Genomic DNA, 23,884 nt, shown 5'->3' on the forward strand with positions numbered 1-23,884 from the left:
GCCGGCCGCTGGCCGGCAGCCCCCTGGCACCAGGCGGAGAGCATTGCCGGCCAGCGGCCGGCACTACCGGGTGCGGAGCCTGCCTGATCCTGAATGGCTGCGGTAAAGTCACACCACGTGCGTCCCCGACTGACATACCGTTTACGGGCAACACGCGACACTGGACTTCGACCCGAGGCAAAGGACCCCCGCATGAGCAAGCTGACCGTAATCACCGACCGCGCTCTGGAGCGCGCCCTGGAGCTGGCCCACACCGCCGGCGATGGCCTGAAGAGCGCCGGTGGCAGCCTGCGCAACGCGGACTGGATCAAGACCGGCGCCGCCCTCGGCGCAGTGAAGACCGGCGGCAAGGTCGCCACCAAGTTCGCCCGCCGCAACCCGGCCGTGACCATTGCCGCGGCTGCCGTCGGCGTCGGCCTGCTGGGCTATGCGCTGTACCGCAAGCAGCAGAAGAAGAAGGCTGCCAATGGCCACGTGGTGAATGGGCAGGCGCAGCGCATCCACGCACGCGACCGCCGCAACGACACCGTGGTGGACGAGCACAGCGATATCGGCAGCGACGCGTGAAGCTGCCCGGGTCAGACCCCTTCCGCAGCAAGGGCTCTGACCCTACCAGCTACGAGAGGGCCGGATGCCGCGAGGTATCCGGCCCTTTCTGTTTCAACCGATCTGCCGCCACTGCCCCGGCTGCAGGTCGTCCAGCCGGTAGGGCCCCATCGCCACCCGCACCAGCCGCAGCGTTGGCAGGTTCACTGCCGCGGTCATCCGCCGCACCTGGCGGTTGCGGCCCTCGCGGATCGTGATCGCCAGCCAGGCATCGGGCACGGTCTTGCGGAAGCGCACCGGCGGATCGCGTGTCCACAGCGACGGCGCCGGATCGAGGCGCTCGATCTTCGCCGGCAAGGTCGGCCCGTCATTCAGCTCCACCCCATCGCGCAACCGTTGCAGCTGCTCATCGCTGGGCGTGCCTTCCACCTGCACCCAGTAGGTCTTGTCGGCCTTGTGCTTCGGGTCGGTCAACGTGTGCGCCAGCGTGCCGTTATCCGTCAGCAGCAGCAGGCCTTCGCTGTCATGGTCCAGGCGACCGGCGGCATACACGCGCGGCGGCAGGCCGAACCCAGCCAGCGTCGGTCGCGGCGGTACGCTGCGGTCGGTGAACTGGCAGAGCACGTTGAAGGGCTTGTTGAAGGCGATCAGCATTGCGGGCACGGCAGTCGGCGGGTGGCGCATTGTCCCATGCCGCGCCACGCGCCACTCGGCTGTAGAGCCGAGCCCATGCTCGGCTCATCGCGCACAGCACGGCGGAACGCAACAGCAGCCGAGCATGGGCTCGGCTCTACAGAGTCAGCATGCGCCAGCCCGGCACCCCTCTTACGGCTTGATGAAGCGCAGGGTCATGCGGTCGCTTTCGCCGATCGTCTGGTACTTCGCATCATCGGCCTTGTCGTGCTGGTTGGTCGGCGGCAGCGTCCACACGCCGTTCGGGTGGTCCTTGGTGTCGCGCGGGTTCGCGTTGACCTCACTGCGCGCGTCCAGCTTGAAGCCGGCGGCCTCGGCCATCGCGATCACCTGCTGCTGGCCGACATAGCCGGTGTCATCGTCGTCGGCCACGTCGGCCTTGGCGCGGTGCTCGACCACGCCCAGCACGCCGCCCGGCTTGAGCACGTTGAAGAAGCCCTGGAACATGCCCTGCGCCTGGCCGGCCTTGCGCCAGTTGTGCACGTTGCGGAAGGTCAGCACCACATCGGCTGAACCGGCCGGGCCGAACACCGGCTTGGCCGGATCGTAGGCCACCACGGCAGTCTTGCCGAACTGTGCCGGTGCAGCGGCGTACTTCCTTTCCAGGCTGTCGCGGCTGCGCTGCTGGTAGTCACGGCCGCGGCCTTCGGGCACCGCCATCGGATCGACCACCGCAGCAACGTAGTGGCCCTTGTCGTGCAGCAGCGGCGCCAGGATCTCCGAGTACCAGCCGTTGCCGGGGGTGATCTCGATGACGGTCTTTTCCGGCGTCACCTTGAAGAACGACAGCGTCTGCGCCGGGTGGCGGAAACCGTCGCGCTTGACGTTGTTGGCATCGCGGGTGGGCGCCTTCACCGCCGCGTCGATGGCCGGCGACACCTGGATCTTCGCCGGCGCGACCGTGGCCGGTGCGGCAAACGCAGGAACAGCGGCAAGCAGGGCCGAAGCAAGCAGCAGGCGGCAACCACGCAGGGACGAAGCAGGCATCATCGGAGCGACTCCAGCGGAAGATGCGGCGAGACTAGCAGCCGCGGCGCCCCAGGTGTTCACAAAACGTTAGCCGCGTGCGTATCGCGGAACACTGTTTTGTGGTCGCCGCCGCAGCACGGTCACACTACGCGTTTTATTCTGGAGCACTTCCCCCAAGGAGTCCGTGCCCATGACGGCAACCCGCGAACTGGGCCGTTCCGGCCTGCATGTACGTCCGCTCGCCTTCGGTGGCAACGTGTTCGGCTGGAGCGCCGATGAGAAGGCCAGCTTCGCCCTGCTCGATGCCTTCGTCGACGCCGGCTTCAACCTGGTCGACACCGCCGATGTGTATTCGGCCTGGGTGCCGGGCAACGCCGGCGGCGAATCGGAAACGCTGATCGGCAAATGGTTCGCGCGCAGCGGAAAGCGCGACAAGGTGGTGCTGGCGACCAAGGTGGCCAAATGGGCCGAACGCCCCGGCCTGACCCCGGACAACATCAATGCGGCGGTCGAGGATTCGCTGCGCCGCCTGCAGACCGACGTGATCGATCTGTACCAGGCCCACGAGGATGATGAGTCGACGCCACTGGAAGCGACCCTGGCCGCGTTCGGCCGCCTGATCGAAACCGGCAAGGTGCGCGCCATCGGTGCCTCCAACTACAGCGCCACGCGCCTGGCCGATGCGCTGAAGGTGTCCACCGACTACAAGCTGCCGCGTTACGAAACCCTGCAGCCGGAGTACAACCTGTACGACCGTGCCGGCTACGAGAAGGAGCTGGAACCGCTGGTGCAGCGCGAACAGATCGGCGTGATCGGCTACTACGCCCTGGCCAGTGGCTTCCTCAGCGGCAAGTACCGCACACCGGCCGATGCGGCCAAGAGCCCGGCACGTGGCGAAACGGTGGTGAAGCGCTATCTGAACCCGCGCGGCCTGCGCATCCTGCAGGCGCTGGATGACGTGGCCAGCAAGCACAATGCCAGCGCCGCACAGATCGCACTGGCATGGCAGATCGCGCGGCCGTCGATCACCGCGCCGATCGTCAGCGCCACCAGCGTCGAACAGCTGCACGATCTGCTGGCAGCGGCCAACGTGTCGCTGAGCGTGCAGGATGTCGCGCAGCTGGATGCCGCCAGCGCCGAAGCGTGAGGCCCGGTAGTGCCGGCCGCTGGCCGGCATTGCACAACAGCGAAGAAAATAATTGAACAAAATGGTTGCACGCGACTAAATCGTGGTTTATCGTGCGCACCTCGTTTCAACAACCACTGGAAACTTCCCTTGAACGCGCATTCCGTCGCCATCGCCAAACTGCTGCCATGCCTGCGCATGGACGGGCTGGCGCGCGCGTTTGGCAAGGAAGACCAGCTGACAACGGCCTGATACCCGCCCTGCGGAGATCGGCCCCCCGATCTCCGAGGCCTGACGACGCCCTCGGAACGCAAGTCCCGGGGGCGTTTTCGTTTGCGTCGGCACAAGCACCCGCGATGCCAGAACTGCACCCCGCGCGGCAACCCGCCGCTCACTGACCCAGGTTTCTCCCGCCCCGCCGAAGGATTTACTTCGCGCGATCGGCTGCGCCCGGACATTATCTGCATCGCATCAAAACATTATCGCTCGTCGATAATGTCGGTGGCCTGCACCCTCGATTCTCCAACGGTCCCGTTTCCATCACGGGCTGGTGCGCGCGGCGTTGCCGTGGCGTATGCCGGAGGTCGCGGACATGCCATCGCCTGGATCGCCTGCTGGAGGCAGGCGCCGGTTCGCCGGTACGCGGTTCGATTCCGCGCGGTCCCCAACTGGATAGCTCAGTAGGGTAGAGCAACGGATCCTGATTCCGTCTGTCGTGGGTTCGACTCCCACTCCAAACCACATGACCTGTCACGTCATGACTTGAAGCAACACCCGGGGCGCAAGCCCCAGCGGCCATCGTCGCCGTCCACCGCCATCGCCTTCGGGCGGGGCGTGGAAGGCAACGGACCGCACGCCGGGCCCCGGCCCGCCGCCACTGCCAGCCACGTTCCGCCCCGGTGCTGCCTGCCGGGAACGGCGATGGCAGCACTGCCGGCGCACCGAAGGCTCCGCGCGCGGACCGTCCGCCGATGGCCGCCCTCTTCCGCTGCCTGCACGTGGTGTGCAGGCGGCCGCGCCACGACCTGATCGACCCGGGTCATGGCGATTCATCCGCAACGGGTCGAACCACCAGAGCCATACAAGGAGAGACTCCCATGTTCTGGACCATCAAGGTCGTGATCGGCGACGGCGAGCGCGGCCTGGTGTATCGCAACCGTCGTTTCCAGCAGATGCTGCTGCCGGGCGTGCACCGCCTGTCGCCGTTCGGCGGCCGCCCGCACGTGGACATCCACACCGCATCGAAGGGCGCGGCCTATACCGGCAGCGACCAGGACAGCCTGATCGAGGCACTGGGCGCGACGCTGGACACGCACTTCGTGATGGCCAATGTCAGCGCCACCGAAGTCGGCCTGTTGCTGCGCAACGGCCGCATCGATGAAGTGCTGCCGCCGGGCAGCCGCCGCCTGTACTGGCGGGGTTCGGTCGACACCCAGGTACGCGTGATGGCGCTGGGTGACGAGCCGCGCATCCCGGCGGACGTGCAGCAACGCCTGGGCCAGCTGGGCGTGCTGCCGCGTGTGGCGGTGATCAGCACCGTGCCAAGCGAGTCGGTCGGCCTGCTGTTCATCGATGGCACGCTGCGGCAGACGCTGGACGCCGGCCTGCACGCGTTCTGGAACTTCAACGGCAACGTGTCGGTGGAGCGCGTGGAACTGCGTGCACGTTCGCTGGACGTGTCCGGCCAGGAGCTGCTCAGCCGCGACAAGGTGACCCTGCGGGTGAACCTGGCCGCGACCGTGCAGGTGATCGACCCGGTGCGTGCACACCGCACGCTCAGCAATGCCGATGAGTTCGTCTACCGGCAGCTGCAGTTCGGCCTGCGCCAGGCGATTGCCGCGCGCAGCCTGGACGAGCTGCTGGGCGACAAGGCGGCGCTGGACGGCGAGATCGCCGCCCATGTGCAGGCCGCGATCGAGGGCCACGGCGTGCGGCTGCTCGGCGTGGGCATCAAGGACGTGATCCTGCCGGGCGAGATGAAGGAGATCCTCAATGGCGTGGTGCTGGCCGAGAAGCAGGCCCAGGCCAGCGTGATCCGTCGACGCGAGGAGGCCAACGCCACGCGTTCGCAGCTCAACACCGCAAAGCTGATCGAGGACAACCCGGTGCTGATGCGCTTGAAGGAGCTGGAGGCACTGGAGAAGGTCACCGAGAAGATCGACACGCTCACCGTATTCGGCGGCCTGGATGGCGTGCTGAAGCAGCTGGTGACGATCAGGTAGGGGGCAGCGGCGGCGCAGGGACGCGCCGCCGGCCCATCAAGGACATACACGAAGACATGGACACTCAACACAACTATCAATGGCTGCACGCCGAGGGCACCACGCCGATCAAGGGCTGGGTCAACGGTGTGCCGCTGGAAGCGCAGGCGCATGAGCAGCTGCGCAACATCGCCGCGATCCCGTTCGTCGGGCCGTGGGTGGCCGTGATGCCGGACGTGCACCTGGGCAAGGGCGCGACCGTCGGCTCGGTGATTCCGACCCGCGGTGCGATCATCCCGGCCGCGGTCGGCGTCGACATCGGCTGCGGCATGGCGGCGGTACGCACCACGCTGCGCGCCAACGACCTGCCCGACGACCTGCGGCAGCTGCGCAACAGCATCGAGCGCAGCATTCCGGTCGGCAACGGGCGCGGCGGCGAGCATCACCGCATGCCCGACAGCATCCACACCCGGCTGGTGCAGTCCGGGCTGGCCGTCGGCCTGGAGAAGATCAAGGACAGGCACCGCAGAATCCGCACCGACAAGCTCGACCGCCAGCTGGGTACGCTGGGTGGTGGCAACCACTTCATCGAACTGTGCCTGGACGAGACGGACACGGTGTGGGTGATGCTGCACAGCGGATCGCGCGGCACCGGCAACCTGATCGGCACCTACTTCATCGAGAAGGCGCGCGAGGAACTGGCCCGGCGCGTGCTCGGCTTCCACCTGCCGGACAAGGACCTGGCGTTCTTCATGGAAGGCGAGCCGCTGTTCGATGACTACGTCGAAGCCGTGTCGTGGGCGCAGGACTACGCCCGGCAGAACCGCGAGGCGATGATGTCGCGCGTGCTTGCCGAGATGCGCCACCGCTTGCCGAAGTTCCAGCTGGCAGCGATGGCGGTGAACTGCCACCACAACTACGTGCAGAAGGAGACGCACCACGGCCAGGAACTGCTGGTGACCCGGAAGGGGGCGGTGAGTGCGCGCGAAGGCGAGCTGGGCATCATTCCCGGCAGCATGGGCACGCGCAGCTACATCGTGCGCGGCAAGGGCAACGCCGACAGCTTCCACAGCTGCAGCCACGGTGCCGGCCGGGTGATGAGCCGTGGCACGGCGCGCCAGCAGATCACGCTGGCCCAGCACCGCGAGGCCACCGCGCACGTGGAATGCCGCAAGGACAGCGGCGTGCTGGACGAGTCACCGGCCGCGTACAAGTCGATCGACGATGTGATGGCCGCACAGCTGGACCTGGTCGAGGTGGTGCACACCCTGCGCCAGGTGCTGTGCGTGAAGGGGTAACGGAGCAGTGCCGGCCAAGGCCGGCCTCTACCAGAGCAGCACGTCGCGTCGGGGGTCAGATCGCTTTCTGCGAAAGGGATCTGACCCCGCCACATTCAGCGCGGCACGCTGTCTTCGGCCACCAGCGCATGATGCACGCCGATGCCCGCGCGCACGCCTTCGGCCATGGCCAGGGTGATGTTGCCGACCGTCGTCGCATCGCCTGCGGCGTACACGTTGGGCACCGAGGTCTGCTTCATCATGTCGACCTCGATCAGCACCCCCAGCGGGCTCTCGACCAAGGTGCAGCCAAGCTGCTGCACCAATGGCGTGGCCATCGCCTGGGTGGCCGGTACGAACAGCGCACGCTGGGCGATGCGGCGGCCATCGGCCAGCTCCACTTCCAGCCAGGTCGGCTGGTCGCCCTGCACGCCCAGCACCGGCGAGGTCTCGATCTGCACGCCGCGCTGCTGCATGGCAGCCCGTTCCTCATCGGTGATCGGCAGGCCCTGGCTGAAGAAGGTGACATTGCCCCAGTCGGCAAACAGCCGCGCCTTGCCGGCGGACATCGGATGGCCGCCAAGCAGGCCGATGGCGCCGCCACCCACTTCGTAACCATGGCAGTAGGGGCAGTGCAGCACGGTGCTGCCCCAGCGCTCGGCCAGCCCGGGCAGTTCCGGCAGCTGGTCGGCGATACCGCTGGCCAGCAGCAGCTTGCGCGCGGCCAGCACCTGGCCATCGGCGGTACGTACTTCCACGCCCTCTGCGCTGGCGTTGGCCTGCACAGCCTCGGCATGCACCCAGCGCACGCTGGGGTAATCCAGCAGCTGCTGGCGCGCGGTCTTCAGCAGCTCGGCGCCGCTGATGCCATCCAGCCCTGGCACCCCGTGCGAATGGCTGGCGAAGCGGTTGCGCGGCGAGCCGGCGTCGATGACGGTGACCGGCCGCCGGGCGCGGGCCAGGATCAGGCCGGCGGCAATGCCGGCGTAGCTGCCGCCGACAATGAGCACATCAGGATTCATGAGGACCTTCCAGGGAACGGTGATGGGCGAGATGGCGGGCGAAGTCGGCGCCGAGCTGGTCCAGCGTGGTCGCCCGCAGGCGCGCCTCCAGCAACCGCTGTGCCTCGCGTGCCCCCTCCAGCAGCGCGCTGTTGACCAGCTGCTGGATCGGGCAGCCGCCGCCGGCGTCGCGGGCGCCGACCTGCACCAGCGGTGGTGCGCCCACGGCCAGGTAGATGTCATGCAGGGTGATCGTTGCAGCGTCGCGGGCCAGCTGGCTGCCACCGCCATGACCGCGGGTGCTGCGTACCAGGCTGGCCTTGTGCAGCTGCGCCAGCAGACGGCGGATCACCACCGGATGGGTCGGCAGGCAGGACGCCAGCTGCCCGGAGGTGCGCGGGCCATCCTGGCCGACCAGATGCGCCATCACGTGCAGGGCGTCAGAGAGCGGGTTCGCGGATTTCATGTAACTACATTAGTTACATTTATATCCCCTGTCCAGGGTCCGCATTTGTTCCATATGGACACATTTGTCCTATGAAACACTTCCTTCACATCACTAAACGAAACGCTAATGTGATGTTCGTCGCACTTCAGCGGAAGCGTAGCGGGTCGATACCGCATTGCCCCTTCCCGAGAGTGCTTCCCGATGAATGCGTCTGTCCGTGCTCCGCGCCTGCAGTCCAAGCTGCTCGGCGCGGTTTCTGTTGGCTTGGCCGTGGTCCTGCTGTGCGCGCTGGCAGGCCTGGCCTCCGCCTGGTTGAAGTTGTCCACCGAGGTCCCGCCCGAAGTCGCGCACAGCCGCGATGCCGAACGCCTGCAGCGTGAGTTCCGTGGCCAGGTGCAGGAATGGAAGAACGTGCTGCTGCGCGGGCACGACGATGCGCTGCGCCAACGCCACCTGGATGGCTTCGACAGCGAAGGCCGCCTGGTCGGGCAACTGGCCAAGGGTCTGGCCACCAGCCCGGACCCGCGCACGCGTGAGCTGGCGCAGGCGTTCGTTGGCCTGCACGCGCAGCTGCAGCAGGACTATCACGCGGCGCTGCAGGCATTTGCCGCGGCCGGCTACGATCCCGCGGCCGGCGACAACCTGGTGCGCGGCAAGGATCGCCCGGTGGCGATGGCTCTGGATGCGCTGAGCACGCACGCCACGCAGGTGGCTGAAGCGGCGGTGGCGTCCCGTTCGCAGCAGGCCCGGCAGACCCTGCTGCTGTGCGCGGCGCTGACCGTGCTGGCCGCCGTGCTGCTGCTGATCGGTCTGGCCTGGTGGCTGCGGCGTGCGGTGGTGCAGCCGGTGCTGGCAGTGGAAGCAGCGGCGCGCGCGGTGGCCGCCGGTGACCTGCAGCACGCAGTACAGGTGCGCAGCCGCGACGAGATCGGTCGCCTCGCGCAGGCCATGCAGGCGGTGCAATCCACGCTGCGCAGCGTGCTGGATGCACAGGCCGCGATGGCGCAGGCGCACGAAGCCGGCACCATCAGCCATCGCATGGACGCCGCTGCCTTCCCCGGCGCGTTCGGCACCATGGTGGCCGACTGCAACGCACTGGTCGATGCGCACATCCGGGTGAAGATGCGCGCGATCTCGATCATGGGCCGCTACGCGGTCGGCGACCTCAGCCAGGACATGGAACGCCTGCCCGGCGAGAAGGCGGTGATCACCGAAGCGCTGGACATGGCCAAGCACAACCTCGGCCTGATCAATGGCGAGATCCGCCGCCTGGCCGAAGCTGCCGGCGCGGGAGACTTCAGCCAGCGCGGCGACACTGCCCGCTTCGAGCATGATTTCCGTGCAATGGTCGAAGGCCTGAACCGCCTGATGCAGACTACCGAACTGAACCTCGGCGAAGTCTCGACGATGCTGCGCGCCATCGCCGATGGCCGTCTCGGCGCGCGCATGCACGGTGATTTCCAGGGGGTGTTCGCCCGTATCGCCGGCGATGCCAACACCACCGCCACGCAGCTGGCGACCATCGTCACCGACATCAAGCACACCTCCGGCAACATCCACACCGCCGCCGCGGAGATCGCCGCCGGCAACAATGACCTGTCGCGCCGCACCGAGCAGCAGGCGGCCAACCTGGAGGAGACCGCGGCATCGATGGAGGAGCTGACCTCCACCGTGCGCCAGAACGCCGAACATGCGCGCCAGGCCAACCAGCTGGCGATCGGCGCCCATACGGTCGCCTCGCACGGTGGCAGCGTGGTCGGCCAGGTGGTGGCGACGATGGGCGCGATCGAGACCTCGTCGCGGCAGATCGCCGAGATCATCAGCGTCATCGATGGCATCGCCTTCCAGACCAACATCCTGGCGCTGAATGCCGCGGTGGAAGCGGCACGCGCCGGAGAACAGGGCCGCGGCTTCGCGGTGGTCGCCAGCGAAGTGCGTACGCTGGCGCAGCGCTCGGCGGCAGCCGCGAAGGAGATCAAGTCACTGATCGAAGCCTCGGTGGAACAGGTTGGCCATGGCGCACAGCGCGTGCGCGAGGCAGGCGACACCATGGCCGAGATCGTTGCATCGGTGCAGCGCGTGACCGACATCATGGCCGAGATCTCCGCGGCCTCGCAGGAGCAGAGCGCGGGCATCGAACAGGTCAGCCAGACCGTGATCCAGATGGACGGCACGACCCAGCAGAACGCCGCGCTGGTGGAAGAAGCCAGCGCCGCCGCGCGCAGCCTGGAGCAGCAGGCCAACCGCCTGATCGATGCGGTGGATGTGTTCGACCTGTCAACCACGGCGGCGGCGAAGGGCGGGCTGGCACGCGCGGCTTGATTGATCCGGTTGCCGGCCAGCGGCCGGCACTACCGTGGAGCGCTGACAGGGGGAGTGCCGGCCGCTGGCCGGCAGCGTCCAACGCTGCATGGGTGGCGGCATGAACAGTGCGGACCAACGGTCCGCACCCACCACCACCTGCCGTCGTACACGTCGATGCAATGCACCGTTGCCGGCATGCACACGGCCGCTGGCCTACCCTTTCGTGGACATTCCCGCCTCCCTCCCCCTCTGCTGGAGCCCCCATGACTGTCCCCGCCTTCGGTCTCGGTACCTTCCGCCTGAAAGACCAGACCGTGATCGACTCCGTGCGCAACGCGCTGGCGGTCGGCTACCGCGCCATCGATACCGCGCAGATCTACGGCAACGAAGCCGAGGTCGGCCAGGCCATCGCCGATTCCGGCGTGCCGCGCGACGACATCTACCTGACCACCAAGGTCTGGATCACCGCGTTCAAGCGCGATGCGCTGCTGGCCAGCCTGCGCACCAGCCTGGAAAAGCTGCGAACCGAGTACGTCGACCTGGCGCTGATCCACTGGCCATCGCCGAACGACAAGGTCGACGTGCCGATGGAGGAGTACCTGGCCGCACTGGCTGAAGCCAAGGCGCAGGGCCTGGCCCGCGAGATCGGCATCTCCAACTTCACCATCGCGCAGACCCGCAAGGCGATCGGCATCCTCGGCGCCGGTGCCATTGCCACCAACCAGATCGAAATCCACCCCTACCTGCAGAATCGCCTGCTGGTGAAGTTCCTGCAGGACAACGGCATCCACATCACCGCCTACATGAGCCTGGCCTACGGCGAGGTGATCAAGGACCCGGTGATCCAGGCCATTGCCGGACGCCACCAGGCCACGCCGGCGCAGGTCGCGCTGGCCTGGGCGCTGCAGCAGGGTTTCTCGGTCATTCCGTCCTCGACCAAGCGCGAGAACCTGGCGAGCAACCTGGAAGCGGCAGCGATCCGCCTGACCGACGAAGACATGGCACAGATCGCCAAGCTCGACCGCGGCCATCGCCTGGCCAACCCGGAAGGCATCGCCCCGGCCTGGGATTGAGGCAGTGGTGCTGTAGAGCCGAGCGCACGCTCGGCTGCTGCCTCCCCGGAACCGAGCATGGCTCGGCTCTACAGGTAGGTGCCGACCTTGGTCGGCACTGAGCCCTGATCGATCGTTGGAACACCGTGCCGACCAAGGTCGGCACCTACGAGAGGGCGGGGATCATCCCCTGCCCTGCAGCAACCACCCACGCATCGCCGCACTGACCTCGTCCGGCTTCTCCATCGGTGCCAGGTGCCCGCAGTCAGGCACCACCACCAGCTGCGAGTGCGGCACCATCGCGTGCATTTCCTCGCTCACCGCCAGCGGCGTGATGCGATCGTTCGCGCCGCACACGATCAGCAGCGGATCGCGGTAGCCGGCCAGCACATCATGGCCATCGCGGCGTTCCAGCGCGCTCTGGCGCAGGAACACGTCCGCGCCCAGGCGGGCGGTCATGTCGCGCACGCGCTGCACCAGCACGTAGTCATCCAGCCGCGACGCATCGATGTAGCTGCGCATCAGCACATCGCCGAAGCCGTGGAACTTCCCCGGCAGGCGCACGCTGGCACGTTGGCTGCGGCGCTGCTCGGCACGTTCCGGTGAATCGGCGTGGATCGAGGTATCGATCAGCGCCAGCTGCAGCACGCGCTCCGGCGCAATGCGCAGGATCTGCTGGGCGACGAAGCCGCCCAATGAGAAACCGGCCAGCGCAAAGCGCTCCGGTGCCTGTGCGAGCACGTCCTCGGCCACCGCCTGCAGGGTCTCGCCACGGGTCTGGTCGCCTACTGTGCAGTCGGCGATGTCGGCCAGGTCGGCCAGCTGCGCGCGCCACAGCTCGGCATCGTTGAGCAGGCCGGGCAGCAGCAGCAGGGGAATACGGTCGGTCATGGGGGTATTGTCGCGCCAGCACGGTGACGGAACCATGCCGCAACAGGCGGTTGCGTTGTAGGGTCGCGCCATGCTCGACTGCTGCACGGCCCGTCGAGCATGGCTCGACTCTCAGAAGGCAGCGATACGGACGCGACCATGGCAGACCCCTACAACAGCGGCACCCCCACCCCACCCGCGCTCCGCTTCGATGATGCGCTGGTCACCACCGCCTTCGAGCTGCCTGGGCACCGCGTCGTGCGCAACCTCGGTGTGGTGCGCGGCATCACCGTGCGCTCGCGCTCGATCGTCGGCAACTTCCTCGGCGGTATCCAGACGATCTTCGGTGGCAACATCACCATCTATACCGAACTGTGCGAACAGGCCCGCGAGGAAACCTACCGCGACATGGTCAAGCATGCACGGCAGCTGGGTGCCAACGCGATCATCGGCATGCGCTACGACGCCACCGATGTGATGACCGGGCTGACCGAAGTGCTGTGCTATGGCACGGCGGTGGTGGTGGAGCCGATGCGTTGAAGCTGTAGAGCCGAGCCCATGCCCGGCTCAGGCGTGCCCGTGTGATGCAAGGCAGCCGAGCGTAGGCTCGGCTCTACAGGAATCAGGCCACCGGCGGGACGTCGGGCACCTCGACCTGCTGCACCGGCAGGGTCACCATCATCACCGTCGGGTCGTCCGGGTCCAGCTTCGTCTTGAAGCCCAGGCTCTGGCACATCGCCAGCATGGTGCTGTTCTCGCGCAGCACCTGGCCTTCGACCACGTCCAGGCCCAGCCACTTGGCGTACTCGATCATGATCGCCATCAGCCGCCAGCCGATGCCGTGGCCCTTCAGGTCCGAGCGGATCAGGATGCCGTACTCGCCACGGTGGTAATCCGCATCGGCATGCAGGCGCACCGCGCCCAGCATCTCGCCGCTGCGCGGTTCGATCGCCACCAGCGCAATCGAGCGCGCGTAGTCGAGCTGGGTCAGGCGCGCGATGAACTCGTGGCTGAAGTGCTTCACCGACTGGAAGAAGCGCAGGCGCAGGTCCTCGTCGCTGACGCGGGCGAAGAACGCACGGAACAGCGCGTCGTCCTCCGGCCGCACCGGGCGCACGAAGGCGCGGCCGCCATCGGACAGTTCGATGGTGCGCTCCCACTCCTTCGGGTACGGGAACACCGAGAAACGTGGATGGCCGCGGCCCTTGTGCAGGATGCGCGACGGCGCCACCGCCACGCGGGCGTCGAGGGCGAGGATGCCCTTGCCGTCGACCAGCAACGGGTTGATGTCCAGCGTACGCACTTCGGGAATGTCGGCGGCCAGTTGTGCAAGCTTCACCAGCGCCAGCGCCAGTGCGCGCTCGTCAGCCGCCGGCACGTCACCGTAGGCCTTGAGGATGCGCGAGGCGCGGGTCTGGCCAATCAGCTCGTGGGCCAGGCGCAGGTCCAGCGGCGGCAGCGCCAGTGCCTTGTCGTTGATCACTTCGACGGCAGTGCCGCCGCGACCGACCACGATCACCGGGCCGAACGTCGCGTCATCGGCGATGCCGACAATCAACTCGCGCGCCTTCGGACGCACGATGGTCGGCTGCACCAGCAGGCCATCGACACGCGCATCCGGCCGCAGCTGGCGTGCGCGCGACAGGATCGCGTTGGCCGCGCTCTGCACCGCCGGCAGCGTGGACAGGTTCAGGCGCACACCATCCACTTCCGACTTGTGCGGAATATCCGGCGAGAGAATCTTCAGCGCGACCGTGGCACCGCGTTCCAGCAGCGGCTGCGCCAGGTCCATCGCCTCGTGCGCATCACGCGCATGCATCACCGGCGCGGAGGGAATGCCGTAGGCCTTGAGCAGTTCATGCGTAGCCAGCGGGTCCAGCCACTGCTGGCCGTTGGCCAGCGCGGCATCGACCAGTGCGCGCGCGGCGGCCGTGTCGACGCTGAAGTCCTGCGGCAGGCTGGGCGGCGTTTCCATCAACGCGTTCTGCGCTTCGCGGTAGCGCACCAGATGCTGGAAGCCACGTACGGCTTCGGCCTCGGTCGGATAGGTCGGCACCCGCGCCGCGTTGAGCGTGGCGGTGGCCTGGTCGTCGTTGCCCAGCCACACCGCGAACACCGGCTTGTCGCGGTGGTGGCGCGGGCGCAGGCCGAGCGTGCGGGTGAGTGCCTGCGCGGCGTCCGCCGATGAGGTGAATGCGGTCGGCACGTTGACCACCATCACCGCGTCATTCTCGTTGTCGGCCAGCAGCGCTTCGATGGCCGCGGCATAGCGGTCACCATCGGCGTCGACCACGATGTCGACCGGATTGCTGCGCGACCAGCCCTGTGGCAATACCGCATCGAGCTTCTGCACCGTGCTGTCGGACAGGGTGGCCAGCGTGCCACGCAGCGCGATCAGCTGGTCCACGGCAAGGCGGCCGACGCCGCCACCATTGCTGAGAATGGCCAGGCGGCGGCCAGGGAAGGTGCCCAGCCGCCCCAGTGATTCGGCGGCGGTGAACAGCTCGTCCAGCGCACCGACGCGCAGCAGGCCGGCGCGGTTGAAGGCCGCACCGTACACATCATCGGCGCAGGCCAGGGCCTGCACATGGGTATCGCGGCTGCCCGGCTGCACGCGCTCGGCGCGGCCGGACTTCACCACCACCACCGGCTTGGCGCGGGCGGCGGCGCGCGCGGCCGACATGAACTTGCGCGCGTCCTTGATCTGCTCGACGTAGAGCAGGATGGCGCGGGTACGGTAGTCGGTGGCGAAGTAGTCGAGCAGGTCGCCGAAGTCGACGTCCATCGTATCGCCCAGCGAGACCACGGCGGAGAACCCGACCGAGCGCGCCACGCCCCATTCCACCAGCGCGGCGGCAATGGCCGAGGATTCGGAGATCAGCGCGAGGTCGCCGGCCTGCGGAAAATGTGCGGCGATGCTGGCATTGAGCCGCGCGTGCGGCGCGATCACGCCCAGACAATGCGGCCCGAGGATGCGCAGGCCATGCTTGCGCGCCACCGCCTCTACCTGTGCAGACAACGAACCGGGGCCTTCGCCCAGGTGCGCGGTGAGGATGATCGCCGCCTGCACGCCACGTTCGGCGGCAGTGCGCACCACCTGCGGCACGATCGCCGCTGGTGCGGTGATCACCACCAGGTCGGGCACCCAGTCCAGGTCCTTCAGCCGCTTGACCGTGCGGATGCCATCGATCTCGGCATGCCGCGGATTGATCCACGCCACCTTGCCGGGGAAGCCGGTGCCACGCAGGTTGCGCATCACCGCGCGCCCGGCCGAACGCTCGCGCGGGCTGCCGCCGATCACCGCGACCGACTGCGGACGGAACACGGACTGCAGGTGGTAGGTACTCATGCGCCTACGGTACCCAAATTCCGTGGCGATGGGGTCGGAGGCGGGGTCGGACCCCTTTTCGCAGGAAAGGGCTCCGACCCCTGCTGCGGATATCCGGGGTCAGAGCCCTTCGCTGCGCGAAGGGATCCGACCCCGGCGTGCATGTTTTGTTACAGCAGCGTGCCGTGCAGGATCATCGCGGCGATGCTGAAGTAGATCACCAGGCCGGTCACATCCACCAGGGTGGCCACGAACGGGGCCGAGGCGCTGGCCGGGTCGAAGCCGAGCCGCTTCAGGATGAAGGGCAGCATCGAGCCGGACAGCGAACCGAAGGTGACGATGCCCACCAGCGCGGCGCCGATGGTGATCGCCAGCAGGATCCAGTGCTCGCCGTAGTCGTGCAGGCCGCCCAGCTGCCAGATCACGATGCGCACGATGGCCAGGCAGCCGAGGATGGCGCCCAGCACCATGCCGGTCGGCACTTCGCGCAGGGCCACCTTCCACCAGTCGCGCAGGCGCAGTTCGCGCAGTGCCAGGCTGCGGATCAGCAGCGAGGTGGCCTGCGAGCCGGAATTGCCACCCGAACTCATGATCAATGGGATGAACAGGGTCAGCACCACCGCGCGCGCCAGTTCGTCCTCGTAGTGCTGCATCGCGCTGGCCGTCAGCATCTCGCCCAGGAACAGCACGCTCAGCCAGCCGGCGCGCTTGCGCAGCATCTCGAAGAAGCCGATCTGCATGTACGGCTTGTCCAGCGCTTCCATGCCGCCGAACTTGTGCGCGTCCTCGGTGGATTCCTCGATCAGCGCATCGAGCACGTCGTCCACGGTGACGATGCCGAGCATCTGCTGCTGCGCGTCGACCACCGGAATCGCCAGCAGGTCGTGGCGGCGGATCAGCCGTGCCACCTCTTCCTGGTCCATCAGCGCATCCACTGTTACCGGCGGATTGACCTGGGCCACGTCCAGGATCGATTCCTCGGGCAGGCCGGTGATCAGCCGGCGCATGGTCACCACCTGCTGCAGCTGCTGGCTGGCCGGCTCCAGCACGTAGATCGCGTACACCGTCTCGCGGGTGCGCTCGACCTGGCGGATGTGCTGCAGGGTCTGCGCCACGGTCCAGCTGGCGGGCACCGCCACGTACTCGGTGGTCATCAGTGCGCCGGCGGTGTTCGGCGGGTAGCTGAGCAGCTTCTGGATGACCTGGCGGGCGTCGGTGCCCAGCAGCGGGATCAACCGCGCGCGCTCTTCCTCATCCAGCTCGTGGACGATGTCGGTGGCGCGGTCGTCGGCCATCAGGCCCAGCAGCGCCGCAGCCCGCGCGGGTGGCAGTGCGGCCACCAGCTCACCGCTGCGGTGCAGCTCCGGCGCTTCGAGCATCTTCACTGCACGCGGCAACGGCAGCGCAGCCAGCGTTTCCGCGGCGCGGGTCAGGTCCAGCGTGTTGAGGAATTCCACCGCGTCGGCGGTGTTGTAGTTCGCCAGCGGTGCGGCCAGTGCGGCGGCATCGGCCACCGGGCGCAGCAATTGCTTCTGGTTCATCGGTTTTGCCTTGTGGGGATGCGACCTCGCGCAACGCCAACGCAGGCAAACCGTCCCGGTGTCAGGCGGTGGCCATCGCTGGCGTCGAACGAGGTCGACTTCTACTGTCGCTGGACATGGGTTGGGGACTCCGGGATGCGTATGCCAACGGACGCGCCGCCAGCGGCGGGCAGTCTGGACCCGTGGGCCATGCAGGTCAACCTGGGCGCCCCGCGCTGGGTGGCCGCCCGGCCGGTTGTTCTCGTGCATACACAGGCCGGCGCGCATAATGTCGTGGTGGCGCTCGCCACGCCCTCCCCCATCCGAACGGACGCACAGCGGGCTCCCCCGATGACCAGGTATTCCCATGCATAGCGGTGGTCTGGAACTGGCCCTGGTACTGCTGCTGGCGGCGGTCATCGCCGTGCCGGTGTTCAAGAAGTTCGGCTTCGGCGCGGTACTGGGCTACCTGGCGGCCGGCGTGGTGCTGGGCCCGGACGGGCTGGGCTTCGTGCAGGACGCCGACCGCATCCTCGGTGCCGCCGAGATCGGTGTGGTGATGCTGCTGTTCGTGATCGGCTTGGAGCTGTCACCGGCACGCCTGAAGGTGATGCGGCGCTCGGTGTTCGGCGCCGGCGCGGCGCAGGTGGCGTTGTCCGGGCTGGTGCTGGGCGGCCTGCTGCTGCTCGATCACTTCCAGTGGAAGAGCGCGCTGGTGGTCGGCGTGGCGCTGGCGCTGTCATCCACCGCGGTCGGCCTGCAGCTGCTGTCCGAGCACAAGGCGATCAACAGCGACCATGGCCGGCTCGGGTTCGCGATCCTGCTGTTCCAGGACCTGATCGCGATCCCGCTGCTGGCGGCCATCCCGCTGCTGGGCGGAGTGAAGAACGAGACCCTGCGCTGGGAAGATGCGGCCGTGGCGCTGGGTGCGCTGGCGGTGGTGATCCTGTGCGGACGACCGGTGCTGCGCAAGGTGTTCAGCATCATTGCGCGGACCCGCAGCCCGGAAGTATTCACTGCCACCGCCCTGCTGGTGGTGCTGGGCACCGCCTGGTTCATGCAGGAAGCCGGCCTCAGCCCCAGCCTCGGCGCGTTCCTGGCCGGCGTGCTGCTGTCCGATTCGGAGTTCCGGCATGAGCTGGAAGCGCAGATCGAACCGTTCAAGGGGCTGCTGCTGGGCCTGTTCTTCATCGCAGTGGGCATGGGCATCGACCTGGACCGCATCGCCGCCGAGCCGTGGCTGATCGCCGCGGGTGTCGGCATCCTGCTGGTGGTCAAGTTCAGCCTGCTCTACGCGGTTGGACGTGTCGCCCGGCTCAGCTCGCGGCAATCGCTGCTGCTGGGCAGCGTGCTGTGGCTGGGCGGCGAGTTTGCCTTCGTGGTATTCAACGAGGCACAGCGCGCGCACCTGCTGGGCAACGCCAACCACGACCGGCTGGTGGCGATCGTCGGCCTGTCGATGGCGATCACGCCGCTGCTGATGATCGCGCTGCTCAAGCTGCTCGGCCAGGAAAAAGCCGCACCACGCGCGGCGGCCGAGGCCGACAAGGTGGCGCCGGACAACCGGCCCAAGGTGCTGATCGCCGGCATGGGGCGCTTCGGCCAGGTGATCGCGCGCCTGCTGACCGCGCAGAAGGTGCCGTTCGTGGCGCTGGAGGCGAACCCGGACACCGTTGCCGACCTGCGCCGCTTCGGCAACCAGCTGTACTACGGCGATCCGACCCGGCCGGAGATGCTGCGTGCGGCGGGGGGCGAGCACATCGATGTGTTCGTGATCACCGTGGATGACCCGGAGACCAACCTGCGCGCGGTACGCATGGTGCGCCGGCTGTACCCGGACGCGACGGTGCTGGCGCGTGCACGCAACCGCCAGCATGCGTGGCGCCTGATGGACATGTCGGCCGAGCCGTTCCGCGAAGTGTTCGGCACCAGCCTTGAGATGAGCGGACGCGTGCTGACCGCGCTGGGCGTGACACCGGACGTGGCCGAACGCCATGTGCAGCGCTTCCGCGAGCACGATGAGCAGCTGCTGCGCGACCAGTATCTGGTGTACGACGACGAGGCAGCGGTGATCCAGACCTCGCGCGACGCACGCAACGACCTGATGCATCTGTTCGAGGCCGACGCGGAAAGCGACGGCAAGTAGGCGTGCCGACCAACGGTCGGCATCCACCGGGGGGCAGGATTGGCACCGACCCGATCGATGGCGGACCCGGTAGTGCCGGCCGCTGGCCGGCAGCCTCGGTATCCCGGAGGTCTCAGCAGGTTGCCGGCCAGCGGCCGGCACTACCCACTGCAGATTCCGATCCCGGTGCTCAACCGTTGTCGCGCAGGAACCGCGCCATCGACGAAACGCCCGGCACGCGCGGTTCGAACTCTCCAGCGACGTCGATGAAGCCGCGCATCACCGCGATCTCGCGCGGGCTGCGGTTGAGGCTGTCGCGCACTTCCGGATCGGCACCGGCGCGCAACAGGCGCTGCACCAGCAGCGGCAGTCCATGCAGGGCGGCCAGATGCAGCGGGCCGAAGCCGCGCGGATCGCGCACGTCCAGGCTGACGTCCTCATCCAGCAGGCGCTCCACCGCCGCCATCACCACCTGCTCGTCGCAGGCGGTTCCCGGCTCGGCGCGTGCGCCCAGCAGCAGCAGCAGCGGCGTGACCGAACCGGCGGCGGCCTGGTCCGGCTCGGCGCCCGCCAACAGCAGGGTGTCGAGCAGGGCCAGCAGGCGCGAGCGGTCGCGGGCACTGAAACCGTACAGCGCGGCACAGTGCAGCGGGCCCAGCTGCTGCGCGTCACCGGCATGCACGTCGGCACCGGCAGTGAGCAGGCGCGCGACGATGTCCGGCAGGCCCAGCGCCGAGGCCAGCATCAGCACGGTCACCCCGCCCGGCAGGCGGTGTTCCAGCTTGGCGCCGGCATCGAGCAGGGCCGAAACGATGTCGACCTGGCGCATGCTGACCGCCGCCGACAGCGGCGTCGCACCGCTTGCAGCGGCGTGCTGCGGATCGGCACCGCGCGCCAGCAGCAGGTCGGTCACGGCCAGGTGGCCACCACCGGCCGCACGCAGCAGCGCGGTGCAGCCCTGTGCGTCGACCGCGTCGACGGCAAATCCCAGATCGATCAGGCGGCGCACGGCGTCCACATCACCGGCCATCGCAGCGGCCGGCAGATCGGCCTCGCGCAGGGTACGGCGCGGCAGCGGCCACACCCGCCAGTCCAGCCAGTCGGCCAGGTCACGGCGACCGATCGACAGCGCCACGCCCAGTGGCGTCTGACCGTCGGCGGCACGTGCTTCCGGCGAGGCACCGTGCTGCACCAGCAGCTTCAGCGCGCCTTCGCGGGCCAGGGCGGTGGCCAGATGCAGTGCGGTCATGCCATGGCTGTCGCGCGCCTCGCGATCGACACCGGCCTTGAGCAGGGCCTGCTGCAGGCGCAGCCAGCCCAGGCGTACCGCCAGCGACAGCGGTGGGTCACCGGCCGGCGAAGCGGCGAACGGATCGGCGCCACGCTCCAGCAGTTCCAGCGCCAGTTGTTCCAGGCCGCGGGCGGCCTGGTCGTGCTGTGCGCAGGCGGCCAGGAAGCGTGCCAGCCCACCGCGCCCGGCCGGCGACAGGCCGCGCTGCAGCATGACCTGCAGCGCCGGCACCGCGTCGATGCCGCGCGACAGCAGCGCGAACATCGGCGTATCGGCGCAGGCGTCGCGCACATAGGGATCGGCACCGTGGGCCAGCAGCCAATCGACCGCGCGCGGCTCCAGGGCCAACTCCGGATCGAGCAGCAGGCCGCCCAGTTCTTCCGGCTGGCACAGCCTGGCCAGCGCGGCCATGCCATCGGTGTTGCCGAAGCCCAGCGCTTCGCGCAGCAGGGTCAGCGGCGGACGGTCCGGCAACAGGCCGCTGGCGCTGGCCGCTTCACCGCGCTCGGCCAGGCCATCACTGACGGCTGCCGGCAGCGGATAAGACGGGTCCAGCAGGGCCACGATCGCCCAGCGGCCCGCTTCGGCCGCATAGTCCACCGCGCGGCGGCCAACCGGGTCGGTGGCGTCGGCGGCGATGCCCAGTTCCACCAGGCGCTTGATCAGCAGCGGCGAGACATCCTCGGCCATCACTGCCAGCTGCACCGCATTGCGGCCTTCGCCGTCCACCGCGACCAGGTCCGGCTTGTGCGGCAGCAGGTGCTCGACCACGGCGGCACGGCCGGCACGGGCGGCTTCCAGCCACGGCGTGCGGCCCAGTGCATCGCGCGCTTCCAGGTTGGCGCCGGCGCCCAGCAGCACGCCGATGATCTCCACGTGGCCGGCCAGCGCTGCCTCGTGCAGCGCGCTGCGGCGCTGGCGATCACGCGCGTCGGCGCGTGCCTTGTGCTTGAGCAGCAGCTGCACGCCGGCCGGATCGTCGTCCTCGGTGGCGGCGGCGGCCAGCAGCACCGGGGTGCCGTCGGCCGGTTCGCTGCGTGCACCGCGCTCGAGCAGGAAGCGGGCCAGGCGCCAGTTGCCGACCTGGCAGGCCACCGCCAGCGGCGACCAGCCCTCGCGGTTCAGCGCATCGACTTCGGCAGCGGCATCGCGCAGCAGCGCGGCAACGCCCGGGTCGGAACTGCGTGCGGCATGGTGCAGCGGGGTGTTGCCATCGCTGTCGGTGGCACGTGAATCGGCGCCGTTGGCGAGCAGGGTCATCACCGCTTCGGGGCGGCCATGCCAGCTGTCACGGGTGGCGGCCAGCAGCGGGGTCATGCCCCGGTGCGGCGCGTTCACATCTACGCCGCGGGCAATCAGCTCGCGCAGCAGGCGCAGGTCCGGCAGCACCGCCGCCAGCACCGCCAGGCTGCGCTGGTCACGCCAGTTCGGGTCCGGCAGCGCATACGGATCAGCACCGGCCTGCAGCAGCTGCAGGCCGCGGTCGACGCGGCCCTGGCGCGCGGCCTCATACAGGGCCGGTGTCAGTTCCTGCGGCGCCATCGCCTCCAGCGGCGCGGTTTCGGCCGCAGCGGGGAACATCGGTTCCTGTTCGCTGCTGGCAGCGGCGAACGGGCTGGGGCGCAGCGACACCAGCGGCGCGGGCGCGACCCGCTGCAGCAGCAGGTGCAGCGCCGGCGACAGCAGCACGACCGCCAGTGCGGCGGGCCAGCGTGCGCCGTCCGGCAACAGGCCCGGCCAGGCCGGCAGCACCACCAGTGCGGCCAAGGCGATCACCAGCGCGGCCACGCCAAGACCACGCCAGGCGGTCAGGTCGCGGCCGGCCAGCGCCTGCCAGTGCTGGGCCAGGCTGCCATCCAGGCGTTCGACATCGTTCCATAGCGGCCAGGTGCGCCAGGCCGCCAGCAGGCCGGCACTGACCAGCACGCTCAGGCCCAGCACCGCCGCCAGGCTGCCGCTGTCACGCAGGGCCGCCAGCGGCCAGGCCAGCAGCAGCGCCAGCAGCAATGGCGCGGCAGCCCACAGCGCCAGCAGTGCGGGCAGGTCCTGGCGTGCGACCACCTTCAGCGGCAGCAGCGCACGGCTGCGACGCCACCACGACACGCCCAGCGCGAACGCCGGCTGCGCCAGTGCGGCAAGGATGGCACCCGGCACACCGCCCACCGCGGCGCCCAACGCCAGCATGGCACCCACGGCGAAGGCGATCGACAGGGCACGCGGACGGGAGGTGTCAGTCATAGTGTCGCGGCATCAGGCTGGCCACCGACGGCGGTACCTGCAGGTAGAACCCGCGTTCGCTCATTTCGCTGCGGACCTTTTCAGGATCGGCCTGGGCCAGGCGGCGCTGGACATCCAGGGCCACCTCCAGGACGAAGGTGAGCGTCCCCAGCGAGGTGAGCAGCGGCGCGGGCAGCGCGCTGAAATCATCGCGTCGGGGAACGTAGACGTAGGTGTCCGGCTTGAGTTGGCTTTTATAGACGTAGGCGTGCATGTCCGCGGGACGATAACCCGGGAAGAGCCATGATTGTGTCGGAAAGCCGACACCGGGGAAAGCCGTCAGCCGACGATGGCGGCGCGATCGGCGGCGTTTCCCTTGCGAGGTTCAGCAATGTGGCGGCGACGTTCAGCCAACGCCGCCGCCACGCGGGCGCTTACTTGACCTTGGCGTAGGTGCCCTTCAGCGCGACACCGGCGAGGATGGTGCCGGCGTAGCACTCGTAATTGGTGCTGCTCTTGAACTCGTTCTTCTTGTAGTAGCTGACGATGTCGACCACGGCGTTGGCGCCGCGCGACCTGGCGCCGTCCTGCAGCGCGCGCAGCGCCGACAGCGCGACCCAGCGGCAGGCCTCGGCATCGCTCTTGTTGGCGGCGTTGGTCTTCTTGTTGGTCACGTCTTCACCCAGGCGCTGCTGCACGCTGACCGGCTGGCCGGCCAGGTAGAAGCGCACGCTGCCGTCGATGCCGGCGTCCTTGGCAGCCTGCGAGCTGACCAGCTCCTGCAGGGACTGCTCGACGCGGGTATCGCGGGCAGAGGCGGTGGAGGTCAGGGCCAGCAGCGCGGTGGCAGTGGCGATCATGAGAGTGCGGCGCATCGAAACTTCTCCTTGTCAGGGGTGCGGGTGGATGGCGGAAA

General features: G+C 68.5%; 18 protein-coding genes and 1 tRNA gene. 9 read left to right on the forward strand and 10 right to left on the reverse strand.

The annotated features are described in order from the left end of the window. Nucleotides 1-192: 192 nt before the first annotated feature. On the forward strand, nucleotides 193-567 hold the full coding sequence (locus QP609_RS20040) for a hypothetical protein (RefSeq protein WP_014648816.1): 375 nt from the start codon (nucleotides 193-195) through the stop codon (nucleotides 565-567). Nucleotides 568-660: 93 nt separating this feature from the next. Here QP609_RS20040 and QP609_RS20045 read toward each other — a convergent pair whose 3' ends face one another. Together QP609_RS20045 and QP609_RS20050 are read right to left on the reverse strand one after the other, a co-directional pair. After that, nucleotides 661-1,200, reverse strand: a complete 540-nt coding sequence (locus QP609_RS20045) for a pseudouridine synthase (RefSeq protein ID WP_014648817.1) — start codon at nucleotides 1,198-1,200, stop codon at nucleotides 661-663. A gap of 171 nt (nucleotides 1,201-1,371) precedes the next feature. Beyond that, nucleotides 1,372-2,229 (reverse strand): class I SAM-dependent methyltransferase, encoded by an 858-nt coding sequence (locus tag QP609_RS20050; RefSeq protein WP_134809419.1) that lies wholly within the window; start codon nucleotides 2,227-2,229, stop codon nucleotides 1,372-1,374. Nucleotides 2,230-2,398: 169 nt separating this feature from the next. On the opposite strand from QP609_RS20050, the gene QP609_RS20055 reads away from it, so the two are divergent. From QP609_RS20055 to QP609_RS20070, 4 genes are all read left to right on the forward strand, one after another. Beyond that, nucleotides 2,399-3,355, forward strand: a complete 957-nt coding sequence (locus QP609_RS20055) for an aldo/keto reductase (protein WP_197621799.1) — start codon at nucleotides 2,399-2,401, stop codon at nucleotides 3,353-3,355. A gap of 647 nt (nucleotides 3,356-4,002) precedes the next feature. Next, a tRNA-Gln gene (locus tag QP609_RS20060) sits at nucleotides 4,003-4,075 on the forward strand. 356 nt (nucleotides 4,076-4,431) lie between these two features. Next, entirely contained in the window at nucleotides 4,432-5,556 is a 1,125-nt protein-coding gene (locus QP609_RS20065; RefSeq protein WP_197621798.1) for a slipin family protein, read from the forward strand. A 56-nt stretch (nucleotides 5,557-5,612) separates the two neighbouring features. After that, the gene (locus tag QP609_RS20070; RefSeq protein WP_126411501.1) at nucleotides 5,613-6,833 is read left to right on the forward strand and encodes an RtcB family protein; all 1,221 of its coding nucleotides are present in this window, start codon (nucleotides 5,613-5,615) and stop codon (nucleotides 6,831-6,833) included. A gap of 95 nt (nucleotides 6,834-6,928) precedes the next feature. Here QP609_RS20070 and QP609_RS20075 read toward each other — a convergent pair whose 3' ends face one another. Both QP609_RS20075 and QP609_RS20080 read right to left on the reverse strand, forming a co-directional pair. Then, on the reverse strand, nucleotides 6,929-7,834 hold the full coding sequence (locus QP609_RS20075) for an NAD(P)/FAD-dependent oxidoreductase (RefSeq protein WP_289213834.1): 906 nt from the start codon (nucleotides 7,832-7,834) through the stop codon (nucleotides 6,929-6,931). Beyond that, a complete protein-coding gene (locus QP609_RS20080) occupies nucleotides 7,824-8,279 on the reverse strand; it encodes an Rrf2 family transcriptional regulator (RefSeq protein WP_014648823.1) in 456 nt (151 codons plus the stop codon). The genes QP609_RS20075 and QP609_RS20080 overlap by 11 nt, the downstream gene beginning before the upstream one ends. A gap of 183 nt (nucleotides 8,280-8,462) precedes the next feature. Between QP609_RS20080 and QP609_RS20085 the strand changes: the two genes are divergently transcribed. After that, nucleotides 8,463-10,583 carry a methyl-accepting chemotaxis protein gene (locus tag QP609_RS20085; protein ID WP_197621796.1) on the forward strand — a complete coding sequence of 707 codons (2,121 nt, stop codon included), beginning with the start codon at nucleotides 8,463-8,465 and terminating at the stop codon, nucleotides 10,581-10,583. Nucleotides 10,584-10,828: 245 nt separating this feature from the next. Continuing rightward, complete coding sequence (dkgB, locus tag QP609_RS20090) at nucleotides 10,829-11,638, forward strand: 2,5-didehydrogluconate reductase DkgB (RefSeq protein WP_046433168.1); 810 nt, start codon at nucleotides 10,829-10,831, stop codon at nucleotides 11,636-11,638. A gap of 162 nt (nucleotides 11,639-11,800) precedes the next feature. Here the strand turns inward: dkgB and QP609_RS20095 are convergent, their stop codons facing one another. Beyond that, nucleotides 11,801-12,508, reverse strand: coding sequence for an alpha/beta hydrolase (locus QP609_RS20095; protein ID WP_032960593.1), 708 nt, complete (start codon nucleotides 12,506-12,508; stop codon nucleotides 11,801-11,803). Between the two features lie 138 nt (nucleotides 12,509-12,646). On the opposite strand from QP609_RS20095, the gene QP609_RS20100 reads away from it, so the two are divergent. Beyond that, entirely contained in the window at nucleotides 12,647-13,027 is a 381-nt protein-coding gene (locus QP609_RS20100) for a YbjQ family protein (RefSeq protein ID WP_049442059.1), read from the forward strand. Between the two features lie 82 nt (nucleotides 13,028-13,109). Here QP609_RS20100 and QP609_RS20105 read toward each other — a convergent pair whose 3' ends face one another. Together QP609_RS20105 and mgtE are read right to left on the reverse strand one after the other, a co-directional pair. After that, nucleotides 13,110-15,836, reverse strand: coding sequence for a bifunctional acetate--CoA ligase family protein/GNAT family N-acetyltransferase (locus QP609_RS20105; RefSeq protein ID WP_197621038.1), 2,727 nt, complete (start codon nucleotides 15,834-15,836; stop codon nucleotides 13,110-13,112). 149 nt (nucleotides 15,837-15,985) lie between these two features. Further along, complete coding sequence (gene mgtE, locus QP609_RS20110) at nucleotides 15,986-17,356, reverse strand: magnesium transporter (RefSeq protein ID WP_014648829.1); 1,371 nt, start codon at nucleotides 17,354-17,356, stop codon at nucleotides 15,986-15,988. 346 nt (nucleotides 17,357-17,702) lie between these two features. On the opposite strand from mgtE, the gene QP609_RS20115 reads away from it, so the two are divergent. After that, nucleotides 17,703-19,481, forward strand: a complete 1,779-nt coding sequence (locus QP609_RS20115; RefSeq protein WP_049406813.1) for a monovalent cation:proton antiporter-2 (CPA2) family protein — start codon at nucleotides 17,703-17,705, stop codon at nucleotides 19,479-19,481. Nucleotides 19,482-19,650: 169 nt separating this feature from the next. Here QP609_RS20115 and QP609_RS20120 read toward each other — a convergent pair whose 3' ends face one another. The 3 genes from QP609_RS20120 to QP609_RS20130 form a co-directional block, all read right to left on the reverse strand. Beyond that, nucleotides 19,651-22,989: an ankyrin repeat domain-containing protein gene (locus tag QP609_RS20120; RefSeq protein WP_032960601.1), complete on the reverse strand. Its 3,339-nt coding sequence runs from the start codon at nucleotides 22,987-22,989 to the stop codon at nucleotides 19,651-19,653. Then, nucleotides 22,982-23,242 (reverse strand): YcgL domain-containing protein, encoded by a 261-nt coding sequence (locus QP609_RS20125; RefSeq protein ID WP_049404015.1) that lies wholly within the window; start codon nucleotides 23,240-23,242, stop codon nucleotides 22,982-22,984. Before QP609_RS20125 ends, QP609_RS20120 begins: the two co-directional genes overlap by 8 nt. A 160-nt stretch (nucleotides 23,243-23,402) precedes the next feature. Beyond that, nucleotides 23,403-23,843: a hypothetical protein gene (locus QP609_RS20130; protein WP_032960605.1), complete on the reverse strand. Its 441-nt coding sequence runs from the start codon at nucleotides 23,841-23,843 to the stop codon at nucleotides 23,403-23,405. Nucleotides 23,844-23,884: the final 41 nt, after the last annotated feature.

The sequence above is a fragment of the Stenotrophomonas sp. 8(2023) genome (assembly GCF_030345295.1).
Taxonomy (GTDB): Bacteria; Pseudomonadota; Gammaproteobacteria; order Xanthomonadales; family Xanthomonadaceae; genus Stenotrophomonas; species Stenotrophomonas muris.